This window comes from Bradyrhizobium sp. CIR18 (genome assembly GCF_014198295.1).
Lineage (GTDB): Bacteria > Pseudomonadota > Alphaproteobacteria > Rhizobiales > Xanthobacteraceae > Bradyrhizobium.
In genome coordinates, this window is the sequence record NZ_JACIHF010000022.1 from 64,960 (window position 1) to 89,147 (window position 24,188).

General features: G+C 63.5%; 28 protein-coding genes. 20 read left to right on the forward strand and 8 right to left on the reverse strand.

The genetic code is table 11. From position 1 onward, the window contains the following. Positions 1-147: 147 nt before the first annotated feature. Positions 148-1,770 (forward strand): ABC transporter substrate-binding protein, encoded by a 1,623-nt coding sequence (locus GGD65_RS37085; RefSeq protein ID WP_183238395.1) that lies wholly within the window; start codon positions 148-150, stop codon positions 1,768-1,770. Here the strand turns inward: GGD65_RS37085 and GGD65_RS37090 are convergent. Next, complete coding sequence (locus tag GGD65_RS37090; protein ID WP_183238396.1) at positions 1,767-3,110, reverse strand: glycoside hydrolase family 3 protein; 1,344 nt, start codon at positions 3,108-3,110, stop codon at positions 1,767-1,769. The genes GGD65_RS37085 and GGD65_RS37090 overlap by 4 nt on opposite strands. 188 nt (positions 3,111-3,298) lie before the next feature. On the opposite strand from GGD65_RS37090, the gene GGD65_RS37095 reads away from it, so the two are divergent. From GGD65_RS37095 to GGD65_RS37105, 3 genes are read left to right on the forward strand one after another with little or no spacing between them, the layout of a single operon-like run. Next, complete coding sequence (locus GGD65_RS37095) at positions 3,299-4,795, forward strand: DUF4173 domain-containing protein (RefSeq protein ID WP_183238397.1); 1,497 nt, start codon at positions 3,299-3,301, stop codon at positions 4,793-4,795. 12 nt (positions 4,796-4,807) lie between these two features. Next, positions 4,808-5,512 (forward strand): response regulator, encoded by a 705-nt coding sequence (locus GGD65_RS37100; RefSeq protein ID WP_018321491.1) that lies wholly within the window; start codon positions 4,808-4,810, stop codon positions 5,510-5,512. Next, on the forward strand, positions 5,509-7,095 hold the full coding sequence (locus tag GGD65_RS37105) for an ATP-binding protein (protein ID WP_183238398.1): 1,587 nt from the start codon (positions 5,509-5,511) through the stop codon (positions 7,093-7,095). Before GGD65_RS37100 ends, GGD65_RS37105 begins: the two co-directional genes overlap by 4 nt. A gap of 83 nt (positions 7,096-7,178) precedes the next feature. On the opposite strand, the gene GGD65_RS37110 is transcribed toward GGD65_RS37105, so the two are convergent. After that, on the reverse strand, positions 7,179-7,319 hold the full coding sequence (locus GGD65_RS37110) for a hypothetical protein (RefSeq protein WP_018321489.1): 141 nt from the start codon (positions 7,317-7,319) through the stop codon (positions 7,179-7,181). A 79-nt stretch (positions 7,320-7,398) separates the two neighbouring features. On the opposite strand from GGD65_RS37110, the gene GGD65_RS37115 reads away from it, so the two are divergent. The 6 genes from GGD65_RS37115 (at position 7,399) to GGD65_RS37140 (ending at position 13,170) form a co-directional block, all read left to right on the forward strand. Further along, positions 7,399-7,968 carry an alpha-ketoglutarate-dependent dioxygenase AlkB gene (locus GGD65_RS37115; RefSeq protein ID WP_183238399.1) on the forward strand — a complete coding sequence of 190 codons (570 nt, stop codon included), beginning with the start codon at positions 7,399-7,401 and terminating at the stop codon, positions 7,966-7,968. A 204-nt stretch (positions 7,969-8,172) separates the two neighbouring features. Continuing rightward, a complete protein-coding gene (locus GGD65_RS37120) occupies positions 8,173-8,577 on the forward strand; it encodes a DUF3606 domain-containing protein (RefSeq protein WP_183238400.1) in 405 nt (134 codons plus the stop codon). 133 nt (positions 8,578-8,710) lie between these two features. Next, positions 8,711-9,640, forward strand: a complete 930-nt coding sequence (locus tag GGD65_RS37125; protein WP_183238401.1) for an alpha/beta hydrolase — start codon at positions 8,711-8,713, stop codon at positions 9,638-9,640. A 153-nt stretch (positions 9,641-9,793) separates the two neighbouring features. Next, positions 9,794-11,017, forward strand: coding sequence for an ABC transporter substrate-binding protein (locus GGD65_RS37130; protein WP_183238415.1), 1,224 nt, complete (start codon positions 9,794-9,796; stop codon positions 11,015-11,017). 402 nt (positions 11,018-11,419) lie between these two features. Beyond that, positions 11,420-12,046, forward strand: a complete 627-nt coding sequence (locus GGD65_RS37135; protein WP_018316147.1) for a LysE family translocator — start codon at positions 11,420-11,422, stop codon at positions 12,044-12,046. A gap of 32 nt (positions 12,047-12,078) precedes the next feature. After that, the gene (locus GGD65_RS37140; protein WP_183238402.1) at positions 12,079-13,170 is read left to right on the forward strand and encodes an enolase C-terminal domain-like protein; all 1,092 of its coding nucleotides are present in this window, start codon (positions 12,079-12,081) and stop codon (positions 13,168-13,170) included. Positions 13,171-13,179: 9 nt separating this feature from the next. Here GGD65_RS37140 and GGD65_RS37145 read toward each other — a convergent pair whose 3' ends face one another. Further along, the gene (locus tag GGD65_RS37145) at positions 13,180-13,719 is read right to left on the reverse strand and encodes a RidA family protein (protein ID WP_246783538.1); all 540 of its coding nucleotides are present in this window, start codon (positions 13,717-13,719) and stop codon (positions 13,180-13,182) included. An 89-nt stretch (positions 13,720-13,808) separates the two neighbouring features. Here GGD65_RS37145 and GGD65_RS37150 point away from each other — a divergent pair, with 89 nt between their 5' ends. Continuing rightward, a complete protein-coding gene (locus tag GGD65_RS37150; protein WP_018316151.1) occupies positions 13,809-14,276 on the forward strand; it encodes an NUDIX hydrolase in 468 nt (155 codons plus the stop codon). Positions 14,277-14,290: 14 nt separating this feature from the next. Here the strand turns inward: GGD65_RS37150 and GGD65_RS37155 are convergent, their stop codons facing one another. From GGD65_RS37155 to GGD65_RS37165, 3 genes are all read right to left on the reverse strand, one after another. Then, entirely contained in the window at positions 14,291-14,776 is a 486-nt protein-coding gene (locus tag GGD65_RS37155) for an L-2-amino-thiazoline-4-carboxylic acid hydrolase (protein WP_092255934.1), read from the reverse strand. Between the two features lie 73 nt (positions 14,777-14,849). Next, the gene (locus GGD65_RS37160; protein ID WP_183238403.1) at positions 14,850-15,386 is read right to left on the reverse strand and encodes a DUF488 family protein; all 537 of its coding nucleotides are present in this window, start codon (positions 15,384-15,386) and stop codon (positions 14,850-14,852) included. Positions 15,387-15,418: 32 nt separating this feature from the next. Continuing rightward, positions 15,419-15,646 carry a DUF2945 domain-containing protein gene (locus GGD65_RS37165; RefSeq protein ID WP_183238404.1) on the reverse strand — a complete coding sequence of 76 codons (228 nt, stop codon included), beginning with the start codon at positions 15,644-15,646 and terminating at the stop codon, positions 15,419-15,421. Positions 15,647-15,846: 200 nt separating this feature from the next. Here GGD65_RS37165 and GGD65_RS37170 point away from each other — a divergent pair, with 200 nt between their 5' ends. The 7 genes from GGD65_RS37170 to GGD65_RS37200 all read left to right on the forward strand — a co-directional run bounded on the left by GGD65_RS37170 (position 15,847) and on the right by GGD65_RS37200 (position 20,891). Next, entirely contained in the window at positions 15,847-16,371 is a 525-nt protein-coding gene (locus tag GGD65_RS37170) for a DUF4440 domain-containing protein (protein ID WP_179731770.1), read from the forward strand. 419 nt (positions 16,372-16,790) lie between these two features. Continuing rightward, positions 16,791-17,354 (forward strand): hypothetical protein, encoded by a 564-nt coding sequence (locus GGD65_RS37175; RefSeq protein WP_183238405.1) that lies wholly within the window; start codon positions 16,791-16,793, stop codon positions 17,352-17,354. Then, positions 17,341-18,165 (forward strand): hypothetical protein, encoded by an 825-nt coding sequence (locus GGD65_RS37180; RefSeq protein ID WP_183238406.1) that lies wholly within the window; start codon positions 17,341-17,343, stop codon positions 18,163-18,165. Before GGD65_RS37175 ends, GGD65_RS37180 begins: the two co-directional genes overlap by 14 nt. Positions 18,166-18,178: 13 nt before the next feature. Beyond that, positions 18,179-18,400, forward strand: coding sequence for a hypothetical protein (locus GGD65_RS37185; RefSeq protein WP_210317509.1), 222 nt, complete (start codon positions 18,179-18,181; stop codon positions 18,398-18,400). Between the two features lie 94 nt (positions 18,401-18,494). After that, positions 18,495-18,770, forward strand: a complete 276-nt coding sequence (locus GGD65_RS37190; RefSeq protein ID WP_183238408.1) for a helix-turn-helix domain-containing protein — start codon at positions 18,495-18,497, stop codon at positions 18,768-18,770. Beyond that, positions 18,770-19,897, forward strand: a complete 1,128-nt coding sequence (locus GGD65_RS37195; RefSeq protein WP_183238409.1) for a hypothetical protein — start codon at positions 18,770-18,772, stop codon at positions 19,895-19,897. Before GGD65_RS37190 ends, GGD65_RS37195 begins: the two co-directional genes overlap by 1 nt. 10 nt (positions 19,898-19,907) lie before the next feature. After that, complete coding sequence (locus GGD65_RS37200) at positions 19,908-20,891, forward strand: hypothetical protein (RefSeq protein WP_183238410.1); 984 nt, start codon at positions 19,908-19,910, stop codon at positions 20,889-20,891. A 172-nt stretch (positions 20,892-21,063) separates the two neighbouring features. On the opposite strand, the gene GGD65_RS37205 is transcribed toward GGD65_RS37200, so the two are convergent. After that, entirely contained in the window at positions 21,064-21,375 is a 312-nt protein-coding gene (locus tag GGD65_RS37205; protein WP_183238411.1) for a chorismate mutase, read from the reverse strand. A gap of 107 nt (positions 21,376-21,482) precedes the next feature. After that, entirely contained in the window at positions 21,483-21,866 is a 384-nt protein-coding gene (locus GGD65_RS40595) for a hypothetical protein (protein ID WP_246783539.1), read from the reverse strand. Between the two features lie 1,005 nt (positions 21,867-22,871). Between GGD65_RS40595 and GGD65_RS37215 the strand changes: the two genes are divergently transcribed. Then, positions 22,872-23,072, forward strand: coding sequence for a hypothetical protein (locus tag GGD65_RS37215; protein ID WP_183238412.1), 201 nt, complete (start codon positions 22,872-22,874; stop codon positions 23,070-23,072). Positions 23,073-23,455: 383 nt separating this feature from the next. Continuing rightward, positions 23,456-24,076: a DUF4336 domain-containing protein gene (locus GGD65_RS37220; protein ID WP_246783540.1), complete on the forward strand. Its 621-nt coding sequence runs from the start codon at positions 23,456-23,458 to the stop codon at positions 24,074-24,076. Positions 24,077-24,188 lie beyond the last annotated feature (112 nt).

Consider the following 24,188-nt stretch of genomic DNA (forward strand, 5'->3'; position numbering starts at 1 on the left):
GCGCCTGGCGCAACGCACCGGCGCACCGAATGAAACCGCCTCGCGCCGTCGCGCGAGGCGGCCGGCCATGGATACGGTACGATCGTTCGTGCCGGTGGCACACACCTTGCCTCTCGATACCGGACAATTGCCGGACAGGAGGCCCCCATGAGCAGTTCACCCTTCCATATCAGCCGCCGCAGCGTGGTGCTCGGCGGCGTGGGTGCCGCCGGCATCAGCGCCGTCGCGCCTTCCTTCGCCTGGGCGCAGGGCCGGAGCGAGACGCTGCTGGTGGTGCAGGAGCTGGGTCCGAACTCGCTGGACATGCAGGGCGTCGGCTCCAACCAGACTGTGAACGGGCTATCGTGGAATTGCTACGACCGCCTGCTCTCCTACGCCTCCAAGACGCTGCCGGACGGAACGCTGTCGTATGATCGCGAGAGGCTCGCGCCCGAACTCGCCGAGAGCTGGGAGGTCGCGGCCGACGGCATGTCCTGCACCTTCCGCCTGCGAAAAGATGCAAAATTCCACGACGGGACGCCGGTTACGGCCAAGGACGTGAAATGGTCGTTCGACCGCGCGGTGAAGGTCGGCGGCTTTCCGACCTTCCAAATGTCGGCGGGATCGCTGGAAAAGCCCGAGCAGTTCGTGGTCGTCGACGATCACACTTTCCGCATCGACTATGTCCGCAAGGACAAGATGCTGCTGTTCAACGTCGCCGTCGTGGTGCCGTTCATCATCAATTCCGAGCTGGCGAAGAAAAATGCGACGGTTGAAGACCCGTGGGCGCTGGCGTGGCTGAAGAACAACGAGGCCGGCGGCGGCGCCTACAGGATCGAGAGCTGGAAGCCCGGCAGCGAGACCGTGCTGGCGCGCTTCGACGACTGGAAGAGCGGACCGTTGCCGAAGATCAGGCGCGTGATCGCACGCGACGTTCCCTCCGGCGGCACGCGCCGCGCCATGCTGGAGCGAGGCGATGCGGACTTGTCGAGCGGCTTTGCGCCGCGCGATTTCGACCAGCTGATCAGGGAAGGCAAGGTCAGGGTGTCGGGCGTGCCGATCCCCAACGCGCTCTGGTACGTTGCTCTGAACACCGCAAAGCCGCCGTTCGACAACGCCAAGCTGCGCCAGGCCATCGCCTGGGCGATGCCGTATGAGCAGATCCAGAGCAGTGCGTTCTTCGGCCGTGCCGTTCCGATGTACGGCGGCGCCGCCGACGTTTCAAAGCCGGTTTGGCCGCAGCCGTTTCCCTATGTCACCGATCTCGACAAGGCCAAGGGGTTGATGAAGGAAGCCGGCTTCGCCTCCGGCCTGGAGACGACCTTGTCGCTCGACACAGGCACCGCGACCGTCGGCGAGCCGACCGCGATCCTGATCCAGGAGAGCCTCGCCAAGATCGGCATCAAGGCGGGAATCGAGAAGATCCCCGGCGCGAACTGGCGGACGACGCTGAACAAGAAGGAGCTGCCGCTTGCGCTCAACCGTTTCAGCGGCTGGCTCGATTATCCCGAATATTACTTCTACTGGAATTTCCACGGCAACAACTCGATCTTCAACATCTCCTCCTACCAGAACAAGGAGATGGACGCGCTGATCGACAAGGCCCGCTTCACCGCGGACGCAGCCGAGTACGACCGGTGCGTGAAGGACTTCATCGCGCTCTGCATGCGCGACGTGCCGATCGTTCCGCTCAACCAGCCAATCCACGACGTCGCCATGCAGAAGGCCGTCACCGGCTACGAGTTCTGGTTTCACCGCGAGCCGGACTACCGTCAGTATGTGAAAGGCTAGTCCTGGCGGGCGAGGCTGATCGCGCCCGAGCCTACGCGTGCCTGCTCGACCGGAAACCCTCTTTCCAGCCGCGTCGCGCTGGCGCTCAGCATCGCCGCATCGAGCCTGCCCTGCCGTAAGCCGTCCAGAGCGCAGGCGAAGACTCGGTAGAACTGCGCGCCGTCATAGGCGACCAGCAGCAGGTCGACGCCGGCATTGATCGCCTCGACCACGGCCTTGCAGACGTCGTTCTGGTAAATCGCACCCATCACGAGGTCGTCGGTCATCACCATGCCCTGGTAGCCCCATTTGTCACGGAGAATGCCATCGACGACGCGCTTGGAATGCGAGGCGGCGCGGTCGGGATCGACCGCGGTCAGCGTGACATGCCCGACCATCAGCGCGCTACGCGAATGCGACAGCACCTCGCGGAACGGAAGCCAGTCGGCGGCTTCCAATTCCCCGACCGGCGTATCGAGATTGGCACTGAAATGATGCGTGTCGTTACGCACGCGGCCGATGCCCGGGAAATGCTTGAGCGTGGCACCGACGCCGGATTCTTCCAGCCCGCGGACATAGGCGCTTGCGATCGTGCTGACGACAGCAGGATCGGTTGCAATTGCGCGCTGGCCGATCAGCGTGTGAAAATCGAGACGATTGCGCCTCGCCGGCGGCTTGAGGTCGAGCACCGGCGCGAGATTGAGGTTGACGCCAAGCGCGCTGAGCTCATGTCCGTGAATGCGGCCGAATTCTTCGGCTTTGGCCTGCTGGTCGTCGGGAGCTAGCCCAGTGAGCGTCGCCAGCGCCGGCACCTTGGTGAGCGGCGGGGCAAGATGCCCGACGATGCCGCCTTCCTGGTCGGCAGCGACGACCAGCGGCGGCAGGCCCGCCGCGCGCCGCTTGTCCTGAAGCGCCGAGATTTCGGCACGTAGCGCCGCAATCGTCCGGCCCCGGATGTTGTGCCGGGTCACGTAGACGCCGCCGATCAATCCCTGCTCGGCCAGCCGCGCGGCCTCGGGAAACGAGGAATAGCCGACCATGAAATGAGGCCCGAGCTGTCGCGCCTCGGCGGCGCTTGCGCTGAGAACGTCGTGCTTGCGCAGCTCGAACTTCAGATGTGCCGCGGACATCAGGAGCGGCGGCAGGCACCAGAGCGTGACGAGCAGCTTGCCCGCGATACTACGCCAGCGCCCGCGGCGCAGCAGGAGAACGACGATCGCGATGCTTGCGACGACAAGCGCGATGTTTCCGGCGCCGCGCAACGGGACCAGATAGGGATCGTTCTTGTTCGCGGCCGCGAATGCGACCACAGGCGCGGCAAGCCAGAGCAGGATGAGACCGATACGGCGGAGGAATTGCATGATGCATCACGCGCTGGGAGTGGCGATGGTTCGCACCTATCAAAGCGATTTGCGCTGGGCGAGAGGCAAAGGCGCGCCTGCACGAAAACTGCAAAAGACTCCTGAAACCGTGCAGACGATGATCCCGGCTTCTGCACAAGCACCGTTCAGACTTCGTGATGCCACCAATCACGAAAGGTCTTCTGGACATGACGAGCCTGGCTTCGACGATAGCAGCGGACCTCCAGCCGCTCAGGCATTCCTCCATTCCGGCCAAGCTCGGCCTCGCGCTGGTGCTGGCCGCACTGGCGGACTGGCTGTTCTATGGCCACCGGATCGGCCTATCGCTGGCCCTCTTTGCCGTCGCCACGGCTTGCGTGTCGGTGCTCTTCAATCACGCGGCCCTGAACCTGCGGCGCGCCCTGATCGCCACAGCCATTCTCATCGGCGGCCTCGCACCGGCCGTCGAGGAGCTCAACGCGATCTCGTTGCTGATCCTCGGCGCGGCGCTGCTTATCGCCCTGCTGCTGGCGACCAATCCGGAGACCACCGGGCTCGCCGACCGCATCCGCGCGCTACGCAACTTCGTCCTGCTCGGCCCCTTCAGGTTCTTCCTCGATGCGCCCCAGGGGTTCAACGCGTCGGCGCTGACCCGCGGCATCGCGCGCTGGCTGCTCCCTGCAGCACTCAGCACGGTCTTCGTCGCGCTGTTCGCCGCGGCCAATCCGGTGATCGAGCAATGGGTGTCCCTGCTCAATCCGAAACTCATCCTCCAATATATCAGTATCCCGCGCGTCCTGTTCTGGGCCTTGATGCTGGCTCTGGTCTGGCCGTTCATCCATGTGCGCTGGCGGCGCAAATCCATAGTCACCACCGCCGTCGCGGACGGACCTGTGCCGCCGCTGGTCTCGGCGGAGTTTCTTGGCCCCTCCACCATCCTGCGCTCACTGATCCTGTTCAACCTGCTGTTCGCCGCGCAGTCCATTCTCGACGGCATCTATCTCTGGGGCCATATGGCGCTGCCGGACAATCTGACCTATGCGGGCTATGCGCATCGCGGCGCCTATCCGCTGATCGTGACCGCCCTGCTCGCGGCGGCTTTCGTGCTTGTTGCGATGCGCCCGGGCGGCCCAGCTGAGAAATCGCCAGTGATCCGCCCGCTGGTCTATCTCTGGGTCGGGCAGAACGTGCTTCTCGTCGCCTCCTCCATCCTTCGCCTCGACCTCTACGTCGACATTTACATGCTGACCTACTGGCGGATCGCGGCCTTCATCTGGATGGGGCTGGTCGCGCTCGGACTGGTCCTGATCGTGACCCGCATCGCCCTCAACCGGTCCAACCAATGGCTCGTGGGCGTCAATCTGATCGCGCTCGCGATCGTGCTCTATGGCTGCTCACTCGTGAACTTCGATGCCTTCATTGCCGACTACAATGTCAGCCACAGCCGGGAAGCATCGGGCAACGGCGTGCAGATCGACATCGACTATCTCCTGACGCTCGGACCGCAGGCACTCCCCGCCATCGACAGGGCCATCGCACTTCGGCCCGGCGCCAGCGAGAGCTGTCTTGTGTCGCGACGCGACCGCCTTGTAGAACAGCAGCGCCAGGATCTGGCCTGGCGGAGCTGGGGCTTTCGGAGCTGGCGACTGCAGCGCAGGCTGGACGCGCAGGCGAAAGATCAGACCGGCAGCCGGCCGGCAGGGTGAGCGGAGACTTTCTTGGCGCATCGCATTCTCATCGTCGACGACGAAGGCCATATCCGCGAGGTCATCCGCGTTGCGCTGAAGAAGGCCGGCATGGACGTGATCGAGGCCCGCGACGGCAAGGAGGCGCTCAGCCGCTTTGCCGCCGACAGGCCCGACCTGATCGTGCTCGACATCGGCATGCCCGAGTTCGACGGCCTCGATGTCTGCCGCGAGATCCGCAAGACGTCCGACGTGCCGATCCTGTTCCTGTCGGCGCGCGACGAGGAGATCGACCGCATCCTCGGTCTCGAGATCGGCGGCGACGACTACGTGACGAAGCCGTTCAGCCCGCGCGAGCTGGTGGCGCGGGTCAACGTGATCCTGCGCCGGCTCAGTCCGCGCAATGGCGAGATCAAGGCGGGTCCGGCAGCGCTGTCGCAAGGCGGCCTGCTGATCGATCCCGAGCAGCATGTCGCGACCTTTGCCGGCACGCCGCTGAAGCTGACCGCGATCGAGTTCGGCATCCTGCGCGCGTTCCTGACCCGACCGACCTCGGTGTTCAACCGCGAGCAGCTGATGCGGGCGGCCTATCAGCTCAACATCCAGGTCTCCGACCGCACCATCGACAGCCACATCCGCAACATCCGCGCCAAGCTCGCCGCGCTGGCCTGCGACAACGTGATCGAGACCATCCACGGCGTCGGCTTCAAGCTCGGCCGCTGCGAGAAAGCGGCATGAGCGCGGCGCCCGACAAATGGCGGCCCTCGCTGGGGCTCGTGATCTTCACGGTGCTGACCACCGTAGGCGTGCTGCCGCTGGTCGGCCTGTTCTTCTTCCGCCTCTATGACAACCAGCTGATCCGCCAGACCCAGGCCGAGCTGATTGCGCAAAGCCGCGTGCTGGCGACGATCTATGCACAGGAGGTCACGGCCAGGCTCGACAGCGGCCTGACGCTCGGCGCCGAGGTGCCGCCGAACGTGCTGCCCGACCCCGGCGACCAGGTCACCCCGATCCGCCCCGCGCTCGATCTCACCGCCAACGATCTGCTGCGGCGGCGGCCGGATGCGCAAGCCGCGTCTCATCCGTCGCAGGCGGCCTATGTCGAGATCGGCGCAAGGCTGACGCCGATCATCCGCGAGACCCAGAAGGTGACGCTGGCGGGCTTCCGCATCCTCGATCCGCAGGGCGTCGTCATCGCCGGGCGCCAGGAGGTCGGCCAATCGCTCGCCCATATCGAGGAGGTCGCGGACGCGCTGCACGGGCAATACCGCGCCACCTTGCGCAACCGCGTGCCGGACAAGCCGCCGCCGCCGATCTATTCCTTCAGCCGCGGCCTCGGCGTGCACGTGTTCTCGGCGATGCCCGTCATCGTCAACAACCGCGTCGCGGGAGTGATCTACACCACGCGGACGCCGAGCAACATCTTCGACCATCTTTATCAGGAGCGCGCCAAGTTCGTGCTGGCCGGGCTCGCCGTCATCCTCGGCACGATCGCAATCGGCCTCGTGTTCTCGCGGACCATCACCCTGCCGATGCGCGAGCTGATCGACCGCGCCGCACGGATCGGCCGCGGCGACCGCGAGGCCTTTCAGCCGCTCCGGCATTACGGCACGCGCGAGTTCGCCCAGCTCTCGCACAGCTTCCTCGGCATGGCCGAGCAGCTGGCGCGGCGCTCGGACTATATCGCGACATTCTCGGCCCATCTCACCCACGAGCTGAAATCGCCGCTGACCTCGATCAAGGGCGCGGCCGAGCTGCTGCAGGATTCCTATCAAGGCAGGTCTGACGGACTGACGCCGGCCGAGCAGAAGACGTTCATCGCCAACATCCTGTCCGACACTCAGCGGTTGGAGGCGATGGCGCAGCGGCTGCGCGATCTGGCGCGCGCCGAGAGCCTGCCGCAGAACGAGCGCACGGAGCTTGCACCCGTCATCGCCGATCTGAGGAACAGATTTCCGGCCAGCTCAATCGAGGCCAGCGGCAGCCTCGACCGGGCGATCGGCATGTCCGGCGAAAAGGCGCTGATCGTGCTGTCGCATCTCGCCGACAACGCGATGCGGCACAAGGCCGGGACGATCAGGCTGCATGCTGTGGACGAGCGCACGACCCTGCGTCTGACGGTGAGCAATGACGGCGAGCCGATCTCGGCACCGAACCGCGACAGGATTTTTGATGCCTTCTTCACCACCCGCCGCGACCAGGGCGGCACCGGGATGGGGCTTGCGATCGCGCGCGCGGTGATGGCGAGCCATGGTGGCTCGATCAGGCTGAAGCCGACCGACGAGGGCGCGGCCTTCGAGCTACAATTCCCTGTCGCCTGAGGCGCGATGAGGTCATCGCCCCTCAGCTTTTATTTGGGCATGGTCTGTTTGGAAAACCGCTTCACACTTTTCCGGATCATGCCCTAGATCGCGAACACCCACGCCGCGACGATGGTGCCGATGGTGACGAGACCCGCGATGGTCCAGCCGGCGGCATATTCCAGCTCAGGATGACCGGTCGCCCGCATGATCTCTGCCGGATCGGCGGTATGCTTGTGTGCCATGACAGCCTCGCACGTTTCTTCCCGCGTCATATGTAAGTCGCACCAGCCGCCATTAGGTTCCATCACGGAAATGCGAGGCATGACGCAGCTTGGCTTGTTCGCCGTCCCTGACGAAGGCCCTACTGGTCTTCGCTACGCGGACAATTTTATCGAAATTGCCGTCGAGCAAGGCTTGATCGGCCGCATCGCAACATTGCCGCTCGAGCGTTTTCAGTTCGGGGCGTTCGAGGGCAACCGCCGGGTGGCGTCGTTCGGCTATCGCTATGACTACACGCTGCAGCGGCTCGCCGAGGCGGAGCCGATCCCGGACTGGCTATTGCCCATCGCGCGTCAGGCCGAGGCCTGGGCCGGGCTGCCGGAGGCCAGCGTCCGGCAGGTGCTCTGCACCGAGTATGAGGCCGGCGTCGGCATCGGCTGGCACCGCGACAAGCCTCACTTCGACAAGATCCTCGGCCTGTCGCTCGGCTCTGCCTGCAAATTCCGCTTCCGCCGCCGCAGCGGCGACAAATGGCAGCGCCACACGCTCGAGGCCCAGCCGCGCTCGCTGTACATGATGGAGGGCGAGGCGCGCTCGCAATGGGAGCACAGTATCCCGCCGGTCGAGGCGCGGCGTTACTCCATCACGTTCCGGACGATGAAGCGGGCCTAACGCGGCCGGCCAAACAAAAAATGCGAAACAACCCCATGCAAAGTAGAACGCCCGTTCTGCCCGAGGCGTGGCCACGCCGCACAAGGGTTTGACACATCGGTGCAAAACCGCCGCCTTGCGCAATCACCGCACGGCTTGCGTCTTGCCTTCCGAATCCGGTTGCATGCTAGATTGGCAGCACGCATTCCGCGGCAGGAGGGAAGCATGGCCGACAACAAGGCAAAGCGCGGCAGGGCCGATCGGGCACTGATTGCGCTCACGGAAAAATATGAAGTGGCCTACTGGTCGAAGAAGTTCAAGGTGACCCCGGCCAAGCTGAAATACGCCGTCAAGAAGGTCGGCCGTTCCGCCAAGAAGGTCGAGGCATATATCAAGCTTCAGAAGCACCGCGCCTCCGACAAGAGCCGGATCGCGCTGAGCGAAGCCTATGAGGTCCGTTACTGGTCGAAGAGATTCAAGATCACCCCGGCCAAGCTGAAGGCTGCCGTCGCCGCGGCCGGCCATTCCTCCAGGAAGGTCGAGGCCTATCTCGCCGCCCGGAAGGCTGCAAAGAAGAAGTCCGCCAAGAAGACGACGAAGAAGGCTGCCAAGCGCAAGAGCGCCGCCTGAAACGCCGCCAAGCCTTGAAGCGGCGGACGAACCAAAGGTGCCGTGAAATCGCCTCAAGGCGGACGAATAAGGCGAATTGAAAAGACAGGCCAAACCGGCGAACCAATATGGGGGGCGCAAAGGCCGGCACCAAATGAAGAATTATCTCGCTTTTTTCCTGTTTCTGACCATTACGACAGCTTCTGCGCACGGCCCGTTGCCGGCGCGGCTGACGCCGCCCTCCGACCTCATCCAGATAGGCCTGACCGATTCCGACACCACCGCCGGCGGCACCGCGCGGCTGTGCGAGCAGGTCACCTTCTCGCGGGGCCTGCGCTACGGCGAAAACGAGGCCAACGTGCTCGACGTCGCCGCCAACACGACCAAGGCGGATACGCCGCGGCCGGTGCTGCTGTTCGTGACCGGCGACAGTTTCACCGGTGACCGCGCCGCCCCCGAGCTGTCGCGCCAGATCCAGGACCAGGCCATGTGCTTTGCCGCCCGCAATGACATGATCGGGGTGCGCGTCAATTATCGCCTGGCCCCCGCAGCGACCTGGCCGATGGGAGCGACCGACGTGGCGGCGGCGCTGTCCTGGGTCCACGGCAATATCGACCTGTTCAACGGCGACGCCCGCGAGATCGTCGCGGTCGGATACGGCGCCGGTGCGTTCCATGTCGCAACCCTGCTGGCGCATCCCGAGCTCCAGGCCGACCGTGCCGATGTCGCGGCCGTCGTGCTGGTATCCGGCATCTATCGTGCCGGCAAGGACGCCAGCGACAGCGAGAAGGCCTATCTCGGCGGCGACGCCAGCCAGTACAACGCGCGCTCGGTATTCCCCGGCATCCTCAATGTCGATGTGCCGATCGTGCTGGCCTGGGCCGCGGACGATTCCCCTGGCCTCGTGACGCAGGGTGAGACCCTGAAGAAGACGCTCTGCGGCGCCGGCCATTGTCCGCGCAGCGCGCTGCTGCGCAGCCGCGACGGCATTGCCTCCGCCTTCGGACTGGATGGCTCCGGCGACAGCCTCGCCGAGCCGACCCTGCTGCTGGTGCATCAGCTCGAGGCACGGGGGCTGCCGTAGCGGCGTGTCAGTACGCCTGCCATTTCCGTACGGGCCTGCGCTATATTGAAGCGGGCTGCCAAGCCACACGATTGCCAAACGCCTGATCTAGATCAACTCGCCTTGGTGCGGACTGAGCCGACCTCGTTGGGGGCCAACGACAAGGTGTCGAGCATGCGCGTCACCGGCAGACTGCTGTTCGTTTTGATCGCCGCACTCGCGTCGCTTGGCGCGATGTCCGAGCAACGCGCGGACCAACCCACAAGCGACAAGGAAATCCGCATCGGCAATGTCATGCCGTATTCGGGAGCGCTCTCTGAATTCGGCGCGATCGGTCAGGCGGAGGCCGCCTATTTCGACATGGTCAACGCGCGCGGCGGCATCAATGGCCGCAAGATCCGCTTCATCACGCGCGACGACAATTCCGATCCGTCGACCGCGCTGGAGCTGACGCGCAATCTGGTCGAGAAGGACGACGTGCACCTGATGTTCGGGTCGTTCGGCACGCCCGGCAATCTCGCCACGCGCTGGTATCTGAACGAGAAGAAGGTGCCGCAGCTTTTCGTCGCCTCCGGCGACGAGGAGCTGAGCCAGGCCAGGGCTTTCCCCTGGACCATGGGCTGGCAGCCGTCGATCCGGTCGGAGGGGCGCATCTACGCCAACTACATTCAGGCCTATTATCCCAGGAAGAAGATCGTCGTGCTCTGGCAGAACGACCAGTTCGGACGCATGCTCTACAAGGGAATCCAGGACGGACTTGGCGATCTGAACCGCCATATCCTCGTCGACATCGCCTTTGACATCGGTGACGAGCACCTCGACGGGCACGTCTCGATCCTCAAGCGCGCGGGTGCCGATATCTTCGTCTTTCTCGGCGTGCCGTCGACGGCATCCAAGGTGATCAGGCTCGCGGCTTCGCTCAACTGGCGTCCGGTCTTCATCGTCAACGATACTTCCGCCTCGATCGCCAATGCGATGGCGCCCGCAGGCCTGGAGAATTCGGCCGGCGTGATCTCGGCGGCCTTCCTGAAGGACCCCAGCGACCCCGCCTGGAAAGACGATCCTGCCATGAAGGAATGGTTCGCCTTCATGGACAAATACCATCAGGTCGAAAGCACCAACAACAGCGCCGCGGTCTTCGGCTACGCCGCGGCCGAGGCGTTGACGCAGGTGCTGAAGCAATGCGGCGACGACCTGTCACGCGAGAACATCATGCGTCAGGCGGCTTCGCTGAGGGGTTACAACCCTTCCGTCGCGCTGCCCAACATCAGGATGAATACCTCGCCGAACAACTATCTGCCGATCAAGCAGATGCGGCTGGTGCAGTTCGACGGGCGGTCGTGGCAGCCTTTTGGTGAGGTGATCGAGACGGCGTTCACGGAGGGGGCGGCGAGGTGAGGCCCACGTAGACCTTTTGGTGGGCCTCCTTCCTCTCTCGTTGCGGGAAGCGCACGCTTACCCTCCCCTGGAGGGTAAGAGAGCATGCCCCACGGAAGCTCTCTCAGAACAGCAGCCCTCACGCGGGCTTGAGCGAAGCCAGTGCGTTTTCCAGCAGCGCGCGCCGCATCGCCGGATTTCACCACCGCGGGATCGAGATAGAGCTCCAGGCCCGGCGCGCGCTCGGTGATGACACCGCTTCGCTCGGCCGCCGCATCGCTCAGCGCGTCGACCGAATAGGGAATCACCTCGCGGCTGATGGAGACAGCTCTGAGAACCAGGAGCCTATGCCGCATCGAGGGCTTGCATTGAGAGACCGGGTCTGGCTGGTTCTAGCTCCTGACAATCAGACCGGAACTCACCATGATCCAGTTCGACACGTTGCTGACCTATATCGCGGTGGTTCTCGGCCTCTTTCTCATTCCGGGTCCCGCGGTGCTCTTGGTGCTCGGGCGCGCGTCTGTGGGCGGGCATCGCGTCGGAATTGCCACCGGTCTTGGCATCGCTACTGGAGACCTGCTTCACACCGCGATGGCTACGCTCGGATTGTCGGCGGTGCTGATGACCTCGGCCCTCGCCTTCAGCCTGGTGAAGTACGCCGGCGCTGCCTACCTCATATATCTCGGCATCCGCGCGCTTATGGAAAGAGGCGAGGATATCAAGTTGGCGCAGTCGCGTTTGGTCGACGCGTCGCTCGCCTTCCGGCAGGCGGTGCTGGCCGAACTGCTCAACCCGAAGACGGCGCTCTTCTTCCTGGCCTTTCTCCCACAGTTCGTACATTCCGAGAAGGGCTCCGTCGTTGCCCAGCTTGCAATTCTTGGCCTCATCTTCGTCATCATGAGCGCGATCTACACCGCGTTGATCGCTCTTGTTGCCGGGCAAGTCGCTGGCTGGCTCACCCGTCATCGCAGCATCGGCCGCTGGCAGGGCCGCGTCATCGGGGCGATCTACCTGGGTCTTGGCGTTCGCATGGCCTTGCAGCAAAAGTAGCCTGATCGTTCCGCCCCCGCCTGGAGAGACTCATGACCGAGACCATTCGCATCAAGCGCTTCCATGCGCGGCCCGTGATCGTGCCGATGAACCTGCCGCTGCAGACCTCGACCGGCGCTGTCGCCAAAGCCCCGCTGGTGCTGATCGACTGCGAGACCGACCAGGGCGCCCGCGGGCACGCCTATCTGTTCTCGATCACACCGTCGGCATTGAAGCCGCTGACGGCGATGGTCACGGAAATGTCAGACCTGCTTGCCGGCGACGAGCTGCTGCCGTTCGAGATCGAGCGCAAGCTGACCCAGCGCTTCACCCTGCTTGGCCTCGCCGGCCTGCAGCGGCTGGCGCAATCCGGCATCGACATGGCGGCGTGGGATGCGCTTGCCCGCAGCAGAGGCCTGCCGCTGGCACGGCTGCTCGGCGGCGCGCCGAAGCCGGTCAGGGCGTACAATTCGAAGGGGCTCGGCATCATGCCGGCGGGCGCCGCGGTCGAGGAGGCGCACAAGCTGCTGGCCGAGGGGTTTCAGGCCGCCAAGATCCGCGTCGGCCGGCCTGATGCGCGGGAGGATCTCGCCGTCGTCCGCGCGGTGAGAAAGGCCGTCGGCGACGAGGTGACGCTGATGTGCGACTACAACCAGGCACTGACGGTGACCGAGGCCATCCAACGCGGCGAGATGCTCGACGACGAGGGCTTGAGCTGGATCGAGGAGCCGATCCGCCACGACGATTATGCCGGCTGCGCCCGCATCGCTGACGCACTGCATACGCCGGTCCAGATCGGCGAGAATTTTGACAGCGCCTTCTCGATGCAGGCAGCGCTCTCGGCTGAGGCCTGCGACTACGTGATGCCCGATGTGCAGCGCATCGGTGGCGTGACCGGCTGGCTGCGCGCGGCCGCACTCGCGCATGCCGCCGGCATCGAGATGTCCTCGCATCTATTCTCGGAAGTCAGCGCGCATCTGCTCTGCGTGACGCCGACGGCGCACTGGCTGGAATATGTCGACTGGGCCGACGCTGTGCTGTCGACGCGGCTCAAGATCAAGGACGGCTTTGCGCTGCCGAACGAGGAGCCCGGCAACGGGATCGCGTGGGACGAGGCGGCGGTTGCCAAATATCTCGTCAGATAACGCTGCCCGCTATGACCGAACAGCGGCAATCATGTTCAGCTCGACCGGCGCCCCTCGCGGCAACTCGGCGACGCCGACGGACGTCCGCGTATGACGACCGCGCTCGCCGAGGCGTTCGATCAGCCGGTCGGAGGCACCGTTCATGACTTGCGACTGCTGGGTAAATCCAGGCGCTGAAGCGACGTATCCAACGAGCTGCAGGACCTGGACGATCCGGTCCTCTCCGCCTGTGGCGTGATTGATGGCGGAAATGCAGAGATCAGCGCAAAGGGCAGCAGCTTCCTGTGCGGCCGCGATATCGACGCCTGCTCCGACCTTGCCCACATACAGCAGGTCTTCGCCGCGACGCGGCAGCTGGCCACTGACATAGGCGAGCCCGCCATGGATGATCACCGGCAAGTAGTTGCCGCCGGGCTTATTCACGCTGCTCATCTCAATAGCCTGCCTTCTCTTCACATCCAGCGGAGCGACGCATTTCGCCGCGCGCGATAGCTCGATCGCACCAGCCCGCCGTGGCGGATGACCGGACAATGACAGGCTGCGAATCATGGATCAAGCCTGCGAAGGTGATCAGGCCTGGCGTGAAGACCTGACCTTCGCGCATTGCACGGAGGCGGCGCGCGCGATAACGATCCGTCATGACCATTTGGCGCCCTCATCCCCACATCCGCGTCGTCGCGATCGGCCTGCACTGGCGGGACGGGCGCCTGCTGGCGGCCGAAATTCGCGACGATGCCGGGCGGATCAAGGGCGTACGCCCGCTCGGCGGCGAGATCGAGTTCGGCGAGAGCTGGCGCGCTGCGCTGATGCGCGAGCTCAACGAGGAGCTCGGCATCGACGTCACCATCGCAAGCGAGCCGTTGGTGCTGGAGAACATTTTTGTGCACGAGGGATCGACCGGGCACGAGGTGATGTTCATCTGCGAGGTGGAGTTTCCTGACGGCGCCTTCGCCGGTGAGGACCGCATCGACTTCCTCGAGGACAATGGAGAGCCGATCGTCGCGCGCTGGTTCAACCTTGCCGAGCTCGACGTGGACGGCGGACCGAGCCTTTATCCGACCGGGTTGAAGGATGTGCTGCTGGGAGCAAAAGACGGCGGGACCTGAGAGGAGGCGCTCCCTCACCGGCCCTCGCCGCCATCGCGCCGATAGCGGAAATCGCAATGGGACGCGCCTTGCATGATCGTCTGCGTCCGCGTGAGCTTGATGTCGGGACCAAAGCCTTCCGCGGTCGCAAAATCGGCCGTGCAGATCAGGAGGAAGCCGAGCTCCGGTTCGCCGAGCGCTTTATAGAATTCGGCATAGGCGCAGCGCTTGACGTCGAAGGCAAAGGCATCATGCGACTGCTCGATGACGTCATAGGCGAGCGCGTCATCGCGGGAGTAGGTCTTGAAGGCAGACGATACGGCCTTGCCAAGATCGGCTTCGCTCTCGCCCCCGTTCTTGGCCTTCCAGAATTCCTCGCCGAAGCCGCGATAGAGATCGCCGAGCGCCTTGCGCACCAGCGCGTTGGCGCGCGCCTCGCCGAGCTCGGCCTGGAGCGCCTTGACCAGCGGCACCAGCACCTGGGCCTGGATTTTTGCTTGCTCGATGACGGATATGCTCATGGTCGCGCTCGCGTCGGAAGGCCACATCGCAGCCAGGATGGAGCGCAAGCATAATCTCCGCGGCGAGGATTGGCTAACTCTCGGCCGGGTAGGCCAGGCGGCCGTCAGCCACGCCCCGCGCCACCGGGTTCATTTCGGCCGGTTTGACCTGCCCGGGACCGAGAATGTGGAACACCGTCTCGCCGGCGGCGAGCAGGTAGTCGGTGATGATCCGACGGTGACATCGCCACCACAATGTCTCCGCGCACATGATGGCGCAGCGCTCCACCTGCCCGACGGCGCGCAGATGTGCGAGCCCTTCGTGAAAGGCCGCGCCCATCGCGTGGTCGGCGTAATTGTGAAAGCTGACGTTCTGCCAGAAGGCATTGGTCTCGCGCGGCACCTCGCGCTTGCGGCTGCGCAGGCCGCCGAGCGAGGCAATGTGCTCGTAGCCGATCGAAGCAGCCGCGAGCGATTGCGGCAGGGTCTCGCGATTGTACTGCGGGTTGGTACGGGAGCGGGGCACGGTCCGAACGTCAGCCACGAAGGTGACCGCGCTGTGCTGCAACAACTCGACGAACTCCTCGATCGAACGTGTGGCGTGGCCGATGGTGAAGAACGGATGAGCCATGGTGACACCTCGACCGCTCGGCTCGCCGGCCGTCAGCTTTTCAACGACCGCAATGCGCGGCCCTTGTGCAGGGCGACGTGATCGGTCTTGTCGCTCCTGATCTCGTACTGCGGATCGTCGGGCGTAGCGTGATGGACGTAGCCCTTGTAATCGACGTCGGCGGTGTGCACGCGCAGGATATGGCCGCGCACCCGGCCGGCCTCGGAATTCCAGCTGACGTGGTCGCCGACGGCAAACCTTTTTCCGCGGGTCTTGGACATGGCGGATCAATGCGCGGCAGCACCGGCCTGTTCCAGGGGGCAAGCCCCCGACCGCGCGGGGCAGGCTAAATCCCTGCGGCAATCCACCAAGGCGTGGGCAACGAAGACGTGATGCAGCGGCGACCGCGGATCGCGCGATCCTGAAAGGTCGGCGAGGCGATCGATGATATTACGGCTATCATTCAAAACGAGAGGTGACCATGCCCCCTTCCGAGATGTCTCGAGGCTCCATCAGGCCGCGGCCATCTGCGCGATGCCGTCGTGCTGCGGCAGCGACCGCAGCGCTGGTGCTCGCCGCAACGTTCTGGTCAGCAGGAGGGGCGCAAGCTGCCGCAAATGACGCCGAGGCACGAGCCATCTTCGAAAAATTCATCGCCGCGCAGAATGCGCATGACGCGGACGATGTGAAGGTGATGCTCTGGAATTCGCCCGGCACGCTGTTGTTTGCGAGAGGCATCGAGACGCGAGGCCGCGATGCGGTCGCCACCCGCTTCAAGGCCTATTACGAGGGCACCTGGCACCTCGAACCCGACATGTCGAAATTCCACGTTGCGGTGATCTCGAACGAGGTGATGCAGATCCTCGTTCCAATCGTTTTCACACGCGGCCTTCCGGGCAAGCCGTCGCAACAAAATACGTTTCTGATCAGCCAGACCTACGTTCAGGATGCGACCGGCTGGCACGTCGCCTCCATCCTGCCGGTGGCGAACACGGAACTGAAGTGATGGCCGGGATGGGCCTCTGCAGGGGCAACCCGGATTGCGCTTCGCTCCATCCGGGCTACGGGCTGTCCAGCGAAACCGAGCAAGACGCGTCAGTCCGTCTCCGCTCTTCGAGCTACGCCGGACACGCTTCGCAATTAGATCGTGGCTTGCCGAGCCGTAGCTCGCGGCGGCAGCCCGCCTGCGCCCTTCGGGCTTCGGCGCGGCATCCTTCTCTCGCTTCGCGAGCGAAGGATGGTGGGCACGACAGGGATCGAACCTGTGACCCCTACCATGTCAAGGTTCGCCACGCCGGCGTATCCCCTTGATTTTGGTTCACATTCGCTCCAGCTCGTTACGTCCGGTGAAGCCTCGTTTCCGCAGGTTTTCGGCCGTTCCTGGAAGTTTCGTGGAAACGGCTGCGCTTCTCCGAAGGTGCCCGCATGAGCAGCGAGGCATCTGCGGCGCACCGGAAAGCGCTGTTCAACCGCCTGCCGCGGGAGCTCCGTGACGAGCTCATCACCCTTGGGCGGCGCGCCAGGAACCTGTTCGGCCGCATCCGTTTCCAGGCCGTTTTCGACCAAAACCTGCAGCTTCTCGAGCAGCTGGCTGCCAGCGGCGCAACCGCGGCCGATATCGGTGAGTTGCTCGCAGCCGCCGGGGTCACGCGGAAGGATGGCACCGCCCTCCCCGAAGGGACTGTCTCCAGCGCCCTGAGCCGTTCGCGCGAACGCACCGGCCGCATCACCGCCATCCCGGCAGGCCCCTGCATGCCCCTGCTGAGCCCTGCACCGGCCTGCAATGCCCTGCAGAGCGGAGAGGAAACCCGCTCGCTTGGCGGGCTGCCCCGACGCCCTTCCGTTCAACACGCGCCGGCTCCCGTGCCCGGCCTCAGCTCTGTTCGGACTGAACCGAACGGACCGGCAGGTTTCGTCCTGCCGGCACACGCGCGCCGCACTGCGGCACTTCTAGACCAGATAAGGAGCGAAAACGATGAAGGCAGCTAAAGCGACCAATTTTCCCGACCTCGTTGAGATAACGGCGGATGGCACGTCGATTGGCAAGACGGTTTTGGCCAACCGCCTCGCGCACCTCTATGGCGAGTTCGGACGGAAGGTCATCCGGGTCCAGATCGAGAGCAGCCGCCGCCGCGGCAGCGCCAGCGAGACGGGCGATATCGTCTTCATCAATCTGGAGGAGTTTGCATCCGCCGGAATCCGCAACGGAGGCCTGGTTGGCGTGCTTTCTCCGCTCTTTGAGTCGGTCATTCACGCCCGCAAAAGCGGCGCCGGCGTCGTCGTCGATTGGGCGGGCGGCACGGCGAGCCATCGCTTGGAGGTCTTGGCGGCCACCAACTTCGACGCCACGCTTGCCGCCTTGCAGTTGAAGGCGCTGTCGATCGTCATGACGACCAACTCCTCCGAGCACATGGCTCAGGCTGAGAAGCACCTCCACAGCCTTGAGAAGGTCGCCCCCAACTTGCCCCGCGCCCTGGGTCTCTCTGGCCGTGCGGGCCCATTCGACTGGCCGGTCGGCAGCGAGCAGCGCGGCCATTTCGACCGCTTGCTGGCCACGGCCGGGGAGATCCCGGTCTTGCGCATCCCGCTGGCCGCCGGTCGGGCCCTGCAGGTGTGCGCCGACGCAGGCCTCGACCCGACGCAGGCGCTGCTCATGAACTTCGATGAGCTCGCTGCGCGCCTGGGTGTCCACATCTTCTTGGCCACGGCCTGCGCCACTGAGATTGCGCTCTGGTGGCAGCGGGTTGGCGGCGAGTTGCGCAAGGTGCTGGAAGCGACCCGTGCGCCCGTCACCGCGTAGGCTCCAGGAGCGCGTGGCCTACTTGGTGCGCCTGCGGCGGCTCCTTGCCGTCCAGGCGGCCGCCTTCGTGCTCGGCTACTACCGCTGCCACCGCCGGATGCCGCCAGCTTACGTGCTGCGCCTCCTGCCTTCCGGGACCGCCCACCGGATCCGGCTCCGGGCCGAACTCGAACGGCTGCTCGGCCTCCGGGCTTTTTGCAGGTTTTTCCCGGGTCATGATCAGCCGGGCTATTGATCGTGGCCGGGGCACGCAAGACGTTGGATCGCAGGACGTTAGTTGATGAGGCAACTAATCAAGCCAGTGATATGGTAAATGGAGTAGAGTACTGATGATCGATCTCGACACCTGCAGCGACTATACGCTGCTCTCGACCGCAGACGTGGCGGAGGCCCTGAAAATCAGCGCGGGCGCGGTGCGCAAAGCCGCAAAAGAAGGACGGCTGCGCGCGATCGGCGGCTTCCGGGTCCTCTACTTTTCTGCGCGATCGGTGCGGGCCTTCGCGCGGGGCGAGACCGACGCGGCCTCCACGGCTAAGGCCGCCGAGCGGCCGATCGCCAACGGAAACGCCTGCGGCGAAGCCGAGATCGAAGCGCAGCCCCGCTAATGGCCTACATCACTCTCACGAAAATCGGCGAGTACGGCGTGTGCCAGGACAAGGGCACGCCGAACTTCTACGTGTCCGTCTATCTCCCCGGAAAGGGGAGCATGATTTACCGCTCGCTGCGGACGACGAACCTCGAGGACGCCTGCGTTCAGGTGCGGAGCTTGGTCGATCGTGGCGTGAAGGGCGATCCGGCAGAGGCACTGGTTCAGAGGCCCTTGCGCACGGTTGGCGAGGTCCTCGAATTCTACCGACCGACAGCTGAAGGACAGGCTTCTGCCGAGTTCGGCGGAATCGCTATCGACCGGATGACGCGCTTGATGGGCGGTCAGGCGCTGCAGAGCATGGTTAAGTCGGACTTCGATCGCTTCCGCGATGCGGCCTTGGACGAAGGTATCTCGCTTTCTGCGATCCACCGCACGCTCACCGTGCTGCGTAGCGCTTGTAACCTAGCGGCCAATGAGCGGCGACTGCCGCGCCATCACGTGCCCGCGGTGCCCTACTTCTACACGAAGAACCACGCCCGCAGCGCGCCGCCAAAGGGGCGCGTGATGACGACGCGTGAGATCGCTGCAGTTATCGATGCCCTCGACTTTCTCCATCTGCTGATCGCAGTCGTGTACCTCGTCAACACAGCGAGCCGGATCGGTGCCATCCTCGATGCAACGGCTGCGCAAATCAACCGGGTTCACGGCCTGATCCATCTCAACGCACATGACCGCGTGCAGACGGACAAGTGGCGCCCCACGCTCCCGATCACAGCCACTTTAGAGCCCTGGACACGTGAGCTGCCGCCCGGCTTCATCGTCAATTGGCGCGGCGAGCAGGTCGGAGAGATCGACACGGGCTTTGAGGCGGCCTGCCGTCGCGCAAAGCTGCCCGGCGGCGAAAACACGTACTCCATTCGGCATGCTCTCGGTCGCTACTTGCTCATGAAGGGCGTCGAGCCGCTCGAAATCTCGCTGTTTCTCGGTCACGTCCGCCCCCCCGATTCGATCGAGACCACGCTCGTCTACAGCCCGTTCAGCCCCGACTATCTGTTCAAGGCGAAGACGGCCGTCGAAGCGTTCGTGCGTGAGATCGATTCGTTCACGACGCGGCGCAAGATCCTTTCCCCGCCCTGGCTTTGAGGTATTTGCGATGACCACCCGGAAACTGGAAACTGAAGTTGCGTACCGCAAGCGTGCAAAGCAGGCCGCTGTAGCGGCCAGCAAGACGGCAGGACGGCCCCTGTCGACGACCGAACTCGCCCAAAGCCTGATCGCGCGCCGCCCGGAGTTGGCCCCGTCGAGCTTCCGGCAGAACCGCGCCGCCCTCAGCTTCATGATGAACGAGATCGCGTTGAATCAGCCCGACTTGGGGCCGGAAATGCGCGCTGCGATCGCGCTGCTCAAGGACGTTGAATCGGTCGACAGGCCCGACGGCGGCGCACCCCGCACCTCGGCGCAGAAGCAGAAGCGCCTGGATGGCGATTTGGATCGCATCTGCCACGCCGCCCTGGCAACCACGAGCCCCAATGCAGGCACCCTGGTTGATTGTCTGACGGTCGGATCACTCACCGGCGCGCGGCTCGCCGAGTGGCCGACCGCGAAATTCGGGCCATCCAGCGATCCCGACTTCGCATGGCAGTTGGTTTTGGTGAACGGTAAGCAGGGAAATGGACGGGCGCACGGCGAAACGCGCGTATTGAGATGGGAATGGCTGCCCGAGGAACTTGTGGCGCAGACGAAGGCCTGGATCTTCTCGGCCCGGGAAGCAGCGAGCAATGGATCGTATGAGACCCTCACCACGACCCTCGAATCGCTGATGCGGCGGGTCACGAAGGTGCTCTTCCCGACGCGAAAGCGCCGCCCCACCCTCTCGTCGGCGCGGCACGCCGCCACCGCGCGGTGGAAAAAGGTCTACGTGGTTTCCACTCAGACGGCGGAAGAAAAGGAACTCGGGCTTGCGAGGGTCGCGGCCCTGTTGGGACACGCGACTGATGAGACCGCGACCCGGCACTACGCCCGCGCAGGAGAGGCGGACGGCAGATTTCCGGTCCCGACGCCCGATCCAACCGAAGTCGCACGCGTGCGCAAGCGCTACTCGACACTGAGCAACAAGCGCGAGGGTCCGAAGCCCTGAGTAGTAGTTGGTCGTACCTGGTAGCAGGGGAAGGACACGCTGCCACATCCTCAAAAACCAACTTTGGAGTTCGAGTCGGAGGTGATTCATCTCACCGGGATTGACAAATGTGGCTCCCAGGGATGGAGGCTATGAAGCCCCGTTGCGCTCAAGCGGTCGACGGCATTCGCCCCTAACCGGCGCCTGGTTCGAGCTTCGCCGCCTCATGATTGACAACGACTTCCCGCACCACCAAGGCATGCAGCTTCTGGGCAAAATCTGGATCAAGGCCGCTCAGTGAGGCAAGGCTGCGCAACCGTCTCACCTGCGCTACTTCACGTTTGGGATCTCGAGATGCCAATCCATGCCTAGCCTTGAGCTCTCCGATCGCATGCGTACAGCGAAATCGCTCCGCCAGCAGATGCACCATCGCGGCATCCAGATTGTCAATGCTCTGGCGCAGCTTCGCCAGGTCGCCCGCAAAGCCATGTTGATCATCCATCATTGCGTTTCTCTTTCGTCCATACCCGGCAAAGCGGCCTCCACAGATCGGGGAGATCTCAAAGAAGCGAGATCGGGCGCCAATCTAAAGGACCGGCCCTGTTTGGCACTCTAGCCCGGAGCTATGGAATCGTCCGGATCGGAATTGGCCTTGATCGCGGTGTCCAACTTTCGGGCCATCTGCCGAAACCGTTTGGCAAGCCGAGCGAAGCGTTCGCGCTTGGCGGGATCACCGGCAAGTTTGCTGAGCAGCGTGCAATCCTCGGCGTCGGTCAAAAGCCTTTCCAGCTTGTCGGCGACGTCCACGGGATGCTCAGCCTGGACGGTTGGCCCGAAGACAGCGATGAGCCGATCCAGCAGCCACAGTTCGGCGCCGTTCTCATGCGGCAAGCACAGCGCGCGCTCTTTAGCTGCCTCATCGTCGGCGCATTCCAGATCAATCCGGCTAACTACATCGCCGGTGTCGTCCAAAAGGTATGCGCGATAGGTTGCCATGAAGGCGCGTCCCCAGCCCGAGGAACTTACCACTTTTTCCCGGCTCAAGGGGAACTTAAATTTGCGACGAAGCACGCAAGGACAGCATCCGCTCGAAGCATCACAACAACTTTTTTCTCAATTGCAACTGATCGTAAACCCTGCCGCAGCTAATAGTTGTAGGATGGACGATGATCTTGCCGAACCCTCTTTTATCGCGTGGCGTCGTAGCCTGCTGCGCCTTGCTGCTTGGATGGTGCGTGGAAACAGAATCGAGGAGCCGTCGCGTCCTGCTGGTGTAGCGAGGACGCCGGTGCCAGCCAGAAACGCAGTGCCTCCACGGCAAACGCTTCCGCCCCGCCCCTAAAGGAACTTGGAATATCAAGGGGTGTTGAATCTCTATGCCTAGAGAGATGGCAATAGCGCTCTGGTCACTTGCCGCGGCCTGCGTGGTGGCGTTCAGCGTGGCCGCAATGGTTTCGCCTCATTAATCGAACAAGAGGCGTCCGCGTCGGCGACCTCTTTCACATCATCCCCAATGTCGTCTCCTGCTTAGCCAACAAGGCTGAGCCAATTGTGATATCGGCTATCGGCGGGATAGGGGCCGTTCAAGGCTACCCCTAATAGCTTAGTGCCCGAGACACGCATGTCGGCTTGTGGCCCTTAGCCGGAGAACGAGATGCCTATCGTCACGTCAGGACGCAGGTTCAGGCTGATTTTGCCCGTTATAAGTCAACGAGGGTGTTAGCTGTCCCTGAGGGAACGAACAATGCGTACACTTTAGCACACTTTAATGCGGCGGCGGTTCGGCCGGGTAATCTCTCTCCATGAAACGAGAACTCCGACGCCTTGAACGCGCCGCCCGCGAGCAAGCGGCTCTGTCAGCGGAGGAGCGTGCTGCCAAGCCGCTGAGGAACTGAGCCATCCCGACGGACCCGGATCAAAGCGGATAGCGTCGAACCACTAGAAATCCCCCCGGGCTGAACTGGATGTAGTAAACTGCACCCAGCGCCTTGGAGGTTTTTCATGATGGAGCGTGCGCAGATCGAAGAGAATATTGCCATGACGGAGCGACATATTTCTCTTGGAGAAGCGCATATCGCTCGCCAGATCGAAATCATCGCCAAGTTTAAGCGGAAGGGCCATGAATCCTCGAAGCCAAGCGGCTCTTGGCTAACTTCGAGGCTTCTCAATCTCTCCATATCGAACATCGAGACAGGCTGCTGAAAGACCTCGCAAAGACCTACTGCTGATTGTCTGCTTCATACTTCCGTGCTGGCCCTGCCTTGCCAAGCAAGACGCGCGTAGGATCCGGTTCTGACTGAATACGGACTTCACTCTGCAGTGCTGAAGGCCAGTGAATGTCGTCTTGTGGCCCGTAGCGGACCTTTACGGCGATACCCGCTGAGGGTCGCTTCTGACCCGTTGCAGACATTCCGCGATCAGATACTCCGTGCAGGAAGCTATCCAGAAGGTGAGCTTTGGGAGCCTCCCTCTACGAACCAATCAACGTATTTAAGCCCATGGGGCCCGACATCGGGATAGTCGATGGGCCAGTCGAGTACTTGACCGTGGGCGGCGTCAGGTTGCCCATGCCTTTCACTACACGGATGACGGTCGTGCGCCTTTCGAATGGTGATCTGTTCCTGCACTCGCCGATCAAATTTGATCAGGCGCTAGCGAGCGAGCTGCAGCGGATGGGGACAATCCGACATCTGGTGTCACCCAACCAGTTTCACTACGCTCATATCGGGGAGTGGTCGAAAGCCTTTCCCCATGCGATCCCATGGGCTTCACCGCGAGTGCGCCAAAGAGCGCGCGCTCGGCATGTAGATGTCACGTTTGCGCGAGACCTCGGCTTCAATCCGCCAGAAGAATGGCAGCAAGACATCAACCAGACGCTATTTCCCGGTGGCTACTTCAAAGAGTTCATTTTCTTTCACAAGAAATCGAAGACGCTGGTTCTCACGGACACGATCATCAACATCGAGTTGGATAAGATGCCGGAGCCGTGGCGAATGGTGACAAAGCTCAGCGGCATGTACCATCCCCGCGGGCAAATATTTTTTGGTATGCGACTGCCGCTATTGTTACAGCGGCGAAGGGCTAAAGCAGCATTCGCAGAGATCCACTTTTGGCAACCGGAGCACATCGTGCTCAGCCATGGCCGGTGTTTCGAGTATCGTGGCAACGAAGTCATTGGCAGGATATTTGGAGAACCTGCGCCTTGAGAAGCCGATTCCGCCTTTGATGCTGTGGACGGCTCCTCCACGGGCACGAGAGTGCCAAGGATGGGGCGCCGTTTGAGGCTCCCACGATTCGGAGGAGCAGCCTATGCAATCA

Coding starts and splice junctions, on each gene's coding strand:
- GGD65_RS37135 (WP_018316147.1), top strand. CDS start 11,420: ATGATCCAGTTCGACACGTTGCTGACCTATATCGCGGTGGTTCTCGGC.
- GGD65_RS37170 (WP_179731770.1), top strand. CDS start 15,847: ATGCCCCCTTCCGAGATGTCTCGAGGCTCCATCAGGCCGCGGCCATCT.
- GGD65_RS37190 (WP_183238408.1), top strand. CDS start 18,495: ATGATCGATCTCGACACCTGCAGCGACTATACGCTGCTCTCGACCGCA.
- GGD65_RS37215 (WP_183238412.1), top strand. CDS start 22,872: ATGATGGAGCGTGCGCAGATCGAAGAGAATATTGCCATGACGGAGCGA.
- GGD65_RS37120 (WP_183238400.1), top strand. CDS start 8,173: ATGGCCGACAACAAGGCAAAGCGCGGCAGGGCCGATCGGGCACTGATT.
- GGD65_RS37110 (WP_018321489.1), bottom strand. CDS start 7,319: ATGGCACACAAGCATACCGCCGATCCGGCAGAGATCATGCGGGCGACC.
- GGD65_RS37085 (WP_183238395.1), top strand. CDS start 148: ATGAGCAGTTCACCCTTCCATATCAGCCGCCGCAGCGTGGTGCTCGGC.
- GGD65_RS37200 (WP_183238410.1), top strand. CDS start 19,908: ATGACCACCCGGAAACTGGAAACTGAAGTTGCGTACCGCAAGCGTGCA.
- GGD65_RS37095 (WP_183238397.1), top strand. CDS start 3,299: ATGACGAGCCTGGCTTCGACGATAGCAGCGGACCTCCAGCCGCTCAGG.
- GGD65_RS37180 (WP_183238406.1), top strand. CDS start 17,341: ATGAAGGCAGCTAAAGCGACCAATTTTCCCGACCTCGTTGAGATAACG.
- GGD65_RS37125 (WP_183238401.1), top strand. CDS start 8,711: ATGAAGAATTATCTCGCTTTTTTCCTGTTTCTGACCATTACGACAGCT.
- GGD65_RS37205 (WP_183238411.1), bottom strand. CDS start 21,375: ATGATGGATGATCAACATGGCTTTGCGGGCGACCTGGCGAAGCTGCGC.
- GGD65_RS37090 (WP_183238396.1), bottom strand. CDS start 3,110: ATGCAATTCCTCCGCCGTATCGGTCTCATCCTGCTCTGGCTTGCCGCG.
- GGD65_RS37150 (WP_018316151.1), top strand. CDS start 13,809: ATGACCATTTGGCGCCCTCATCCCCACATCCGCGTCGTCGCGATCGGC.
- GGD65_RS37145 (WP_246783538.1), bottom strand. CDS start 13,719: ATGATTCGCAGCCTGTCATTGTCCGGTCATCCGCCACGGCGGGCTGGT.
- GGD65_RS37130 (WP_183238415.1), top strand. CDS start 9,794: ATGCGCGTCACCGGCAGACTGCTGTTCGTTTTGATCGCCGCACTCGCG.
- GGD65_RS37195 (WP_183238409.1), top strand. CDS start 18,770: ATGGCCTACATCACTCTCACGAAAATCGGCGAGTACGGCGTGTGCCAG.
- GGD65_RS37115 (WP_183238399.1), top strand. CDS start 7,399: ATGACGCAGCTTGGCTTGTTCGCCGTCCCTGACGAAGGCCCTACTGGT.
- GGD65_RS37160 (WP_183238403.1), bottom strand. CDS start 15,386: ATGGCTCATCCGTTCTTCACCATCGGCCACGCCACACGTTCGATCGAG.
- GGD65_RS40595 (WP_246783539.1), bottom strand. CDS start 21,866: ATGGCAACCTATCGCGCATACCTTTTGGACGACACCGGCGATGTAGTT.
- GGD65_RS37105 (WP_183238398.1), top strand. CDS start 5,509: ATGAGCGCGGCGCCCGACAAATGGCGGCCCTCGCTGGGGCTCGTGATC.
- GGD65_RS37175 (WP_183238405.1), top strand. CDS start 16,791: ATGAGCAGCGAGGCATCTGCGGCGCACCGGAAAGCGCTGTTCAACCGC.
- GGD65_RS37155 (WP_092255934.1), bottom strand. CDS start 14,776: ATGAGCATATCCGTCATCGAGCAAGCAAAAATCCAGGCCCAGGTGCTG.
- GGD65_RS37220 (WP_246783540.1), top strand. CDS start 23,456: ATGACGGTCGTGCGCCTTTCGAATGGTGATCTGTTCCTGCACTCGCCG.
- GGD65_RS37140 (WP_183238402.1), top strand. CDS start 12,079: ATGACCGAGACCATTCGCATCAAGCGCTTCCATGCGCGGCCCGTGATC.
- GGD65_RS37165 (WP_183238404.1), bottom strand. CDS start 15,646: ATGTCCAAGACCCGCGGAAAAAGGTTTGCCGTCGGCGACCACGTCAGC.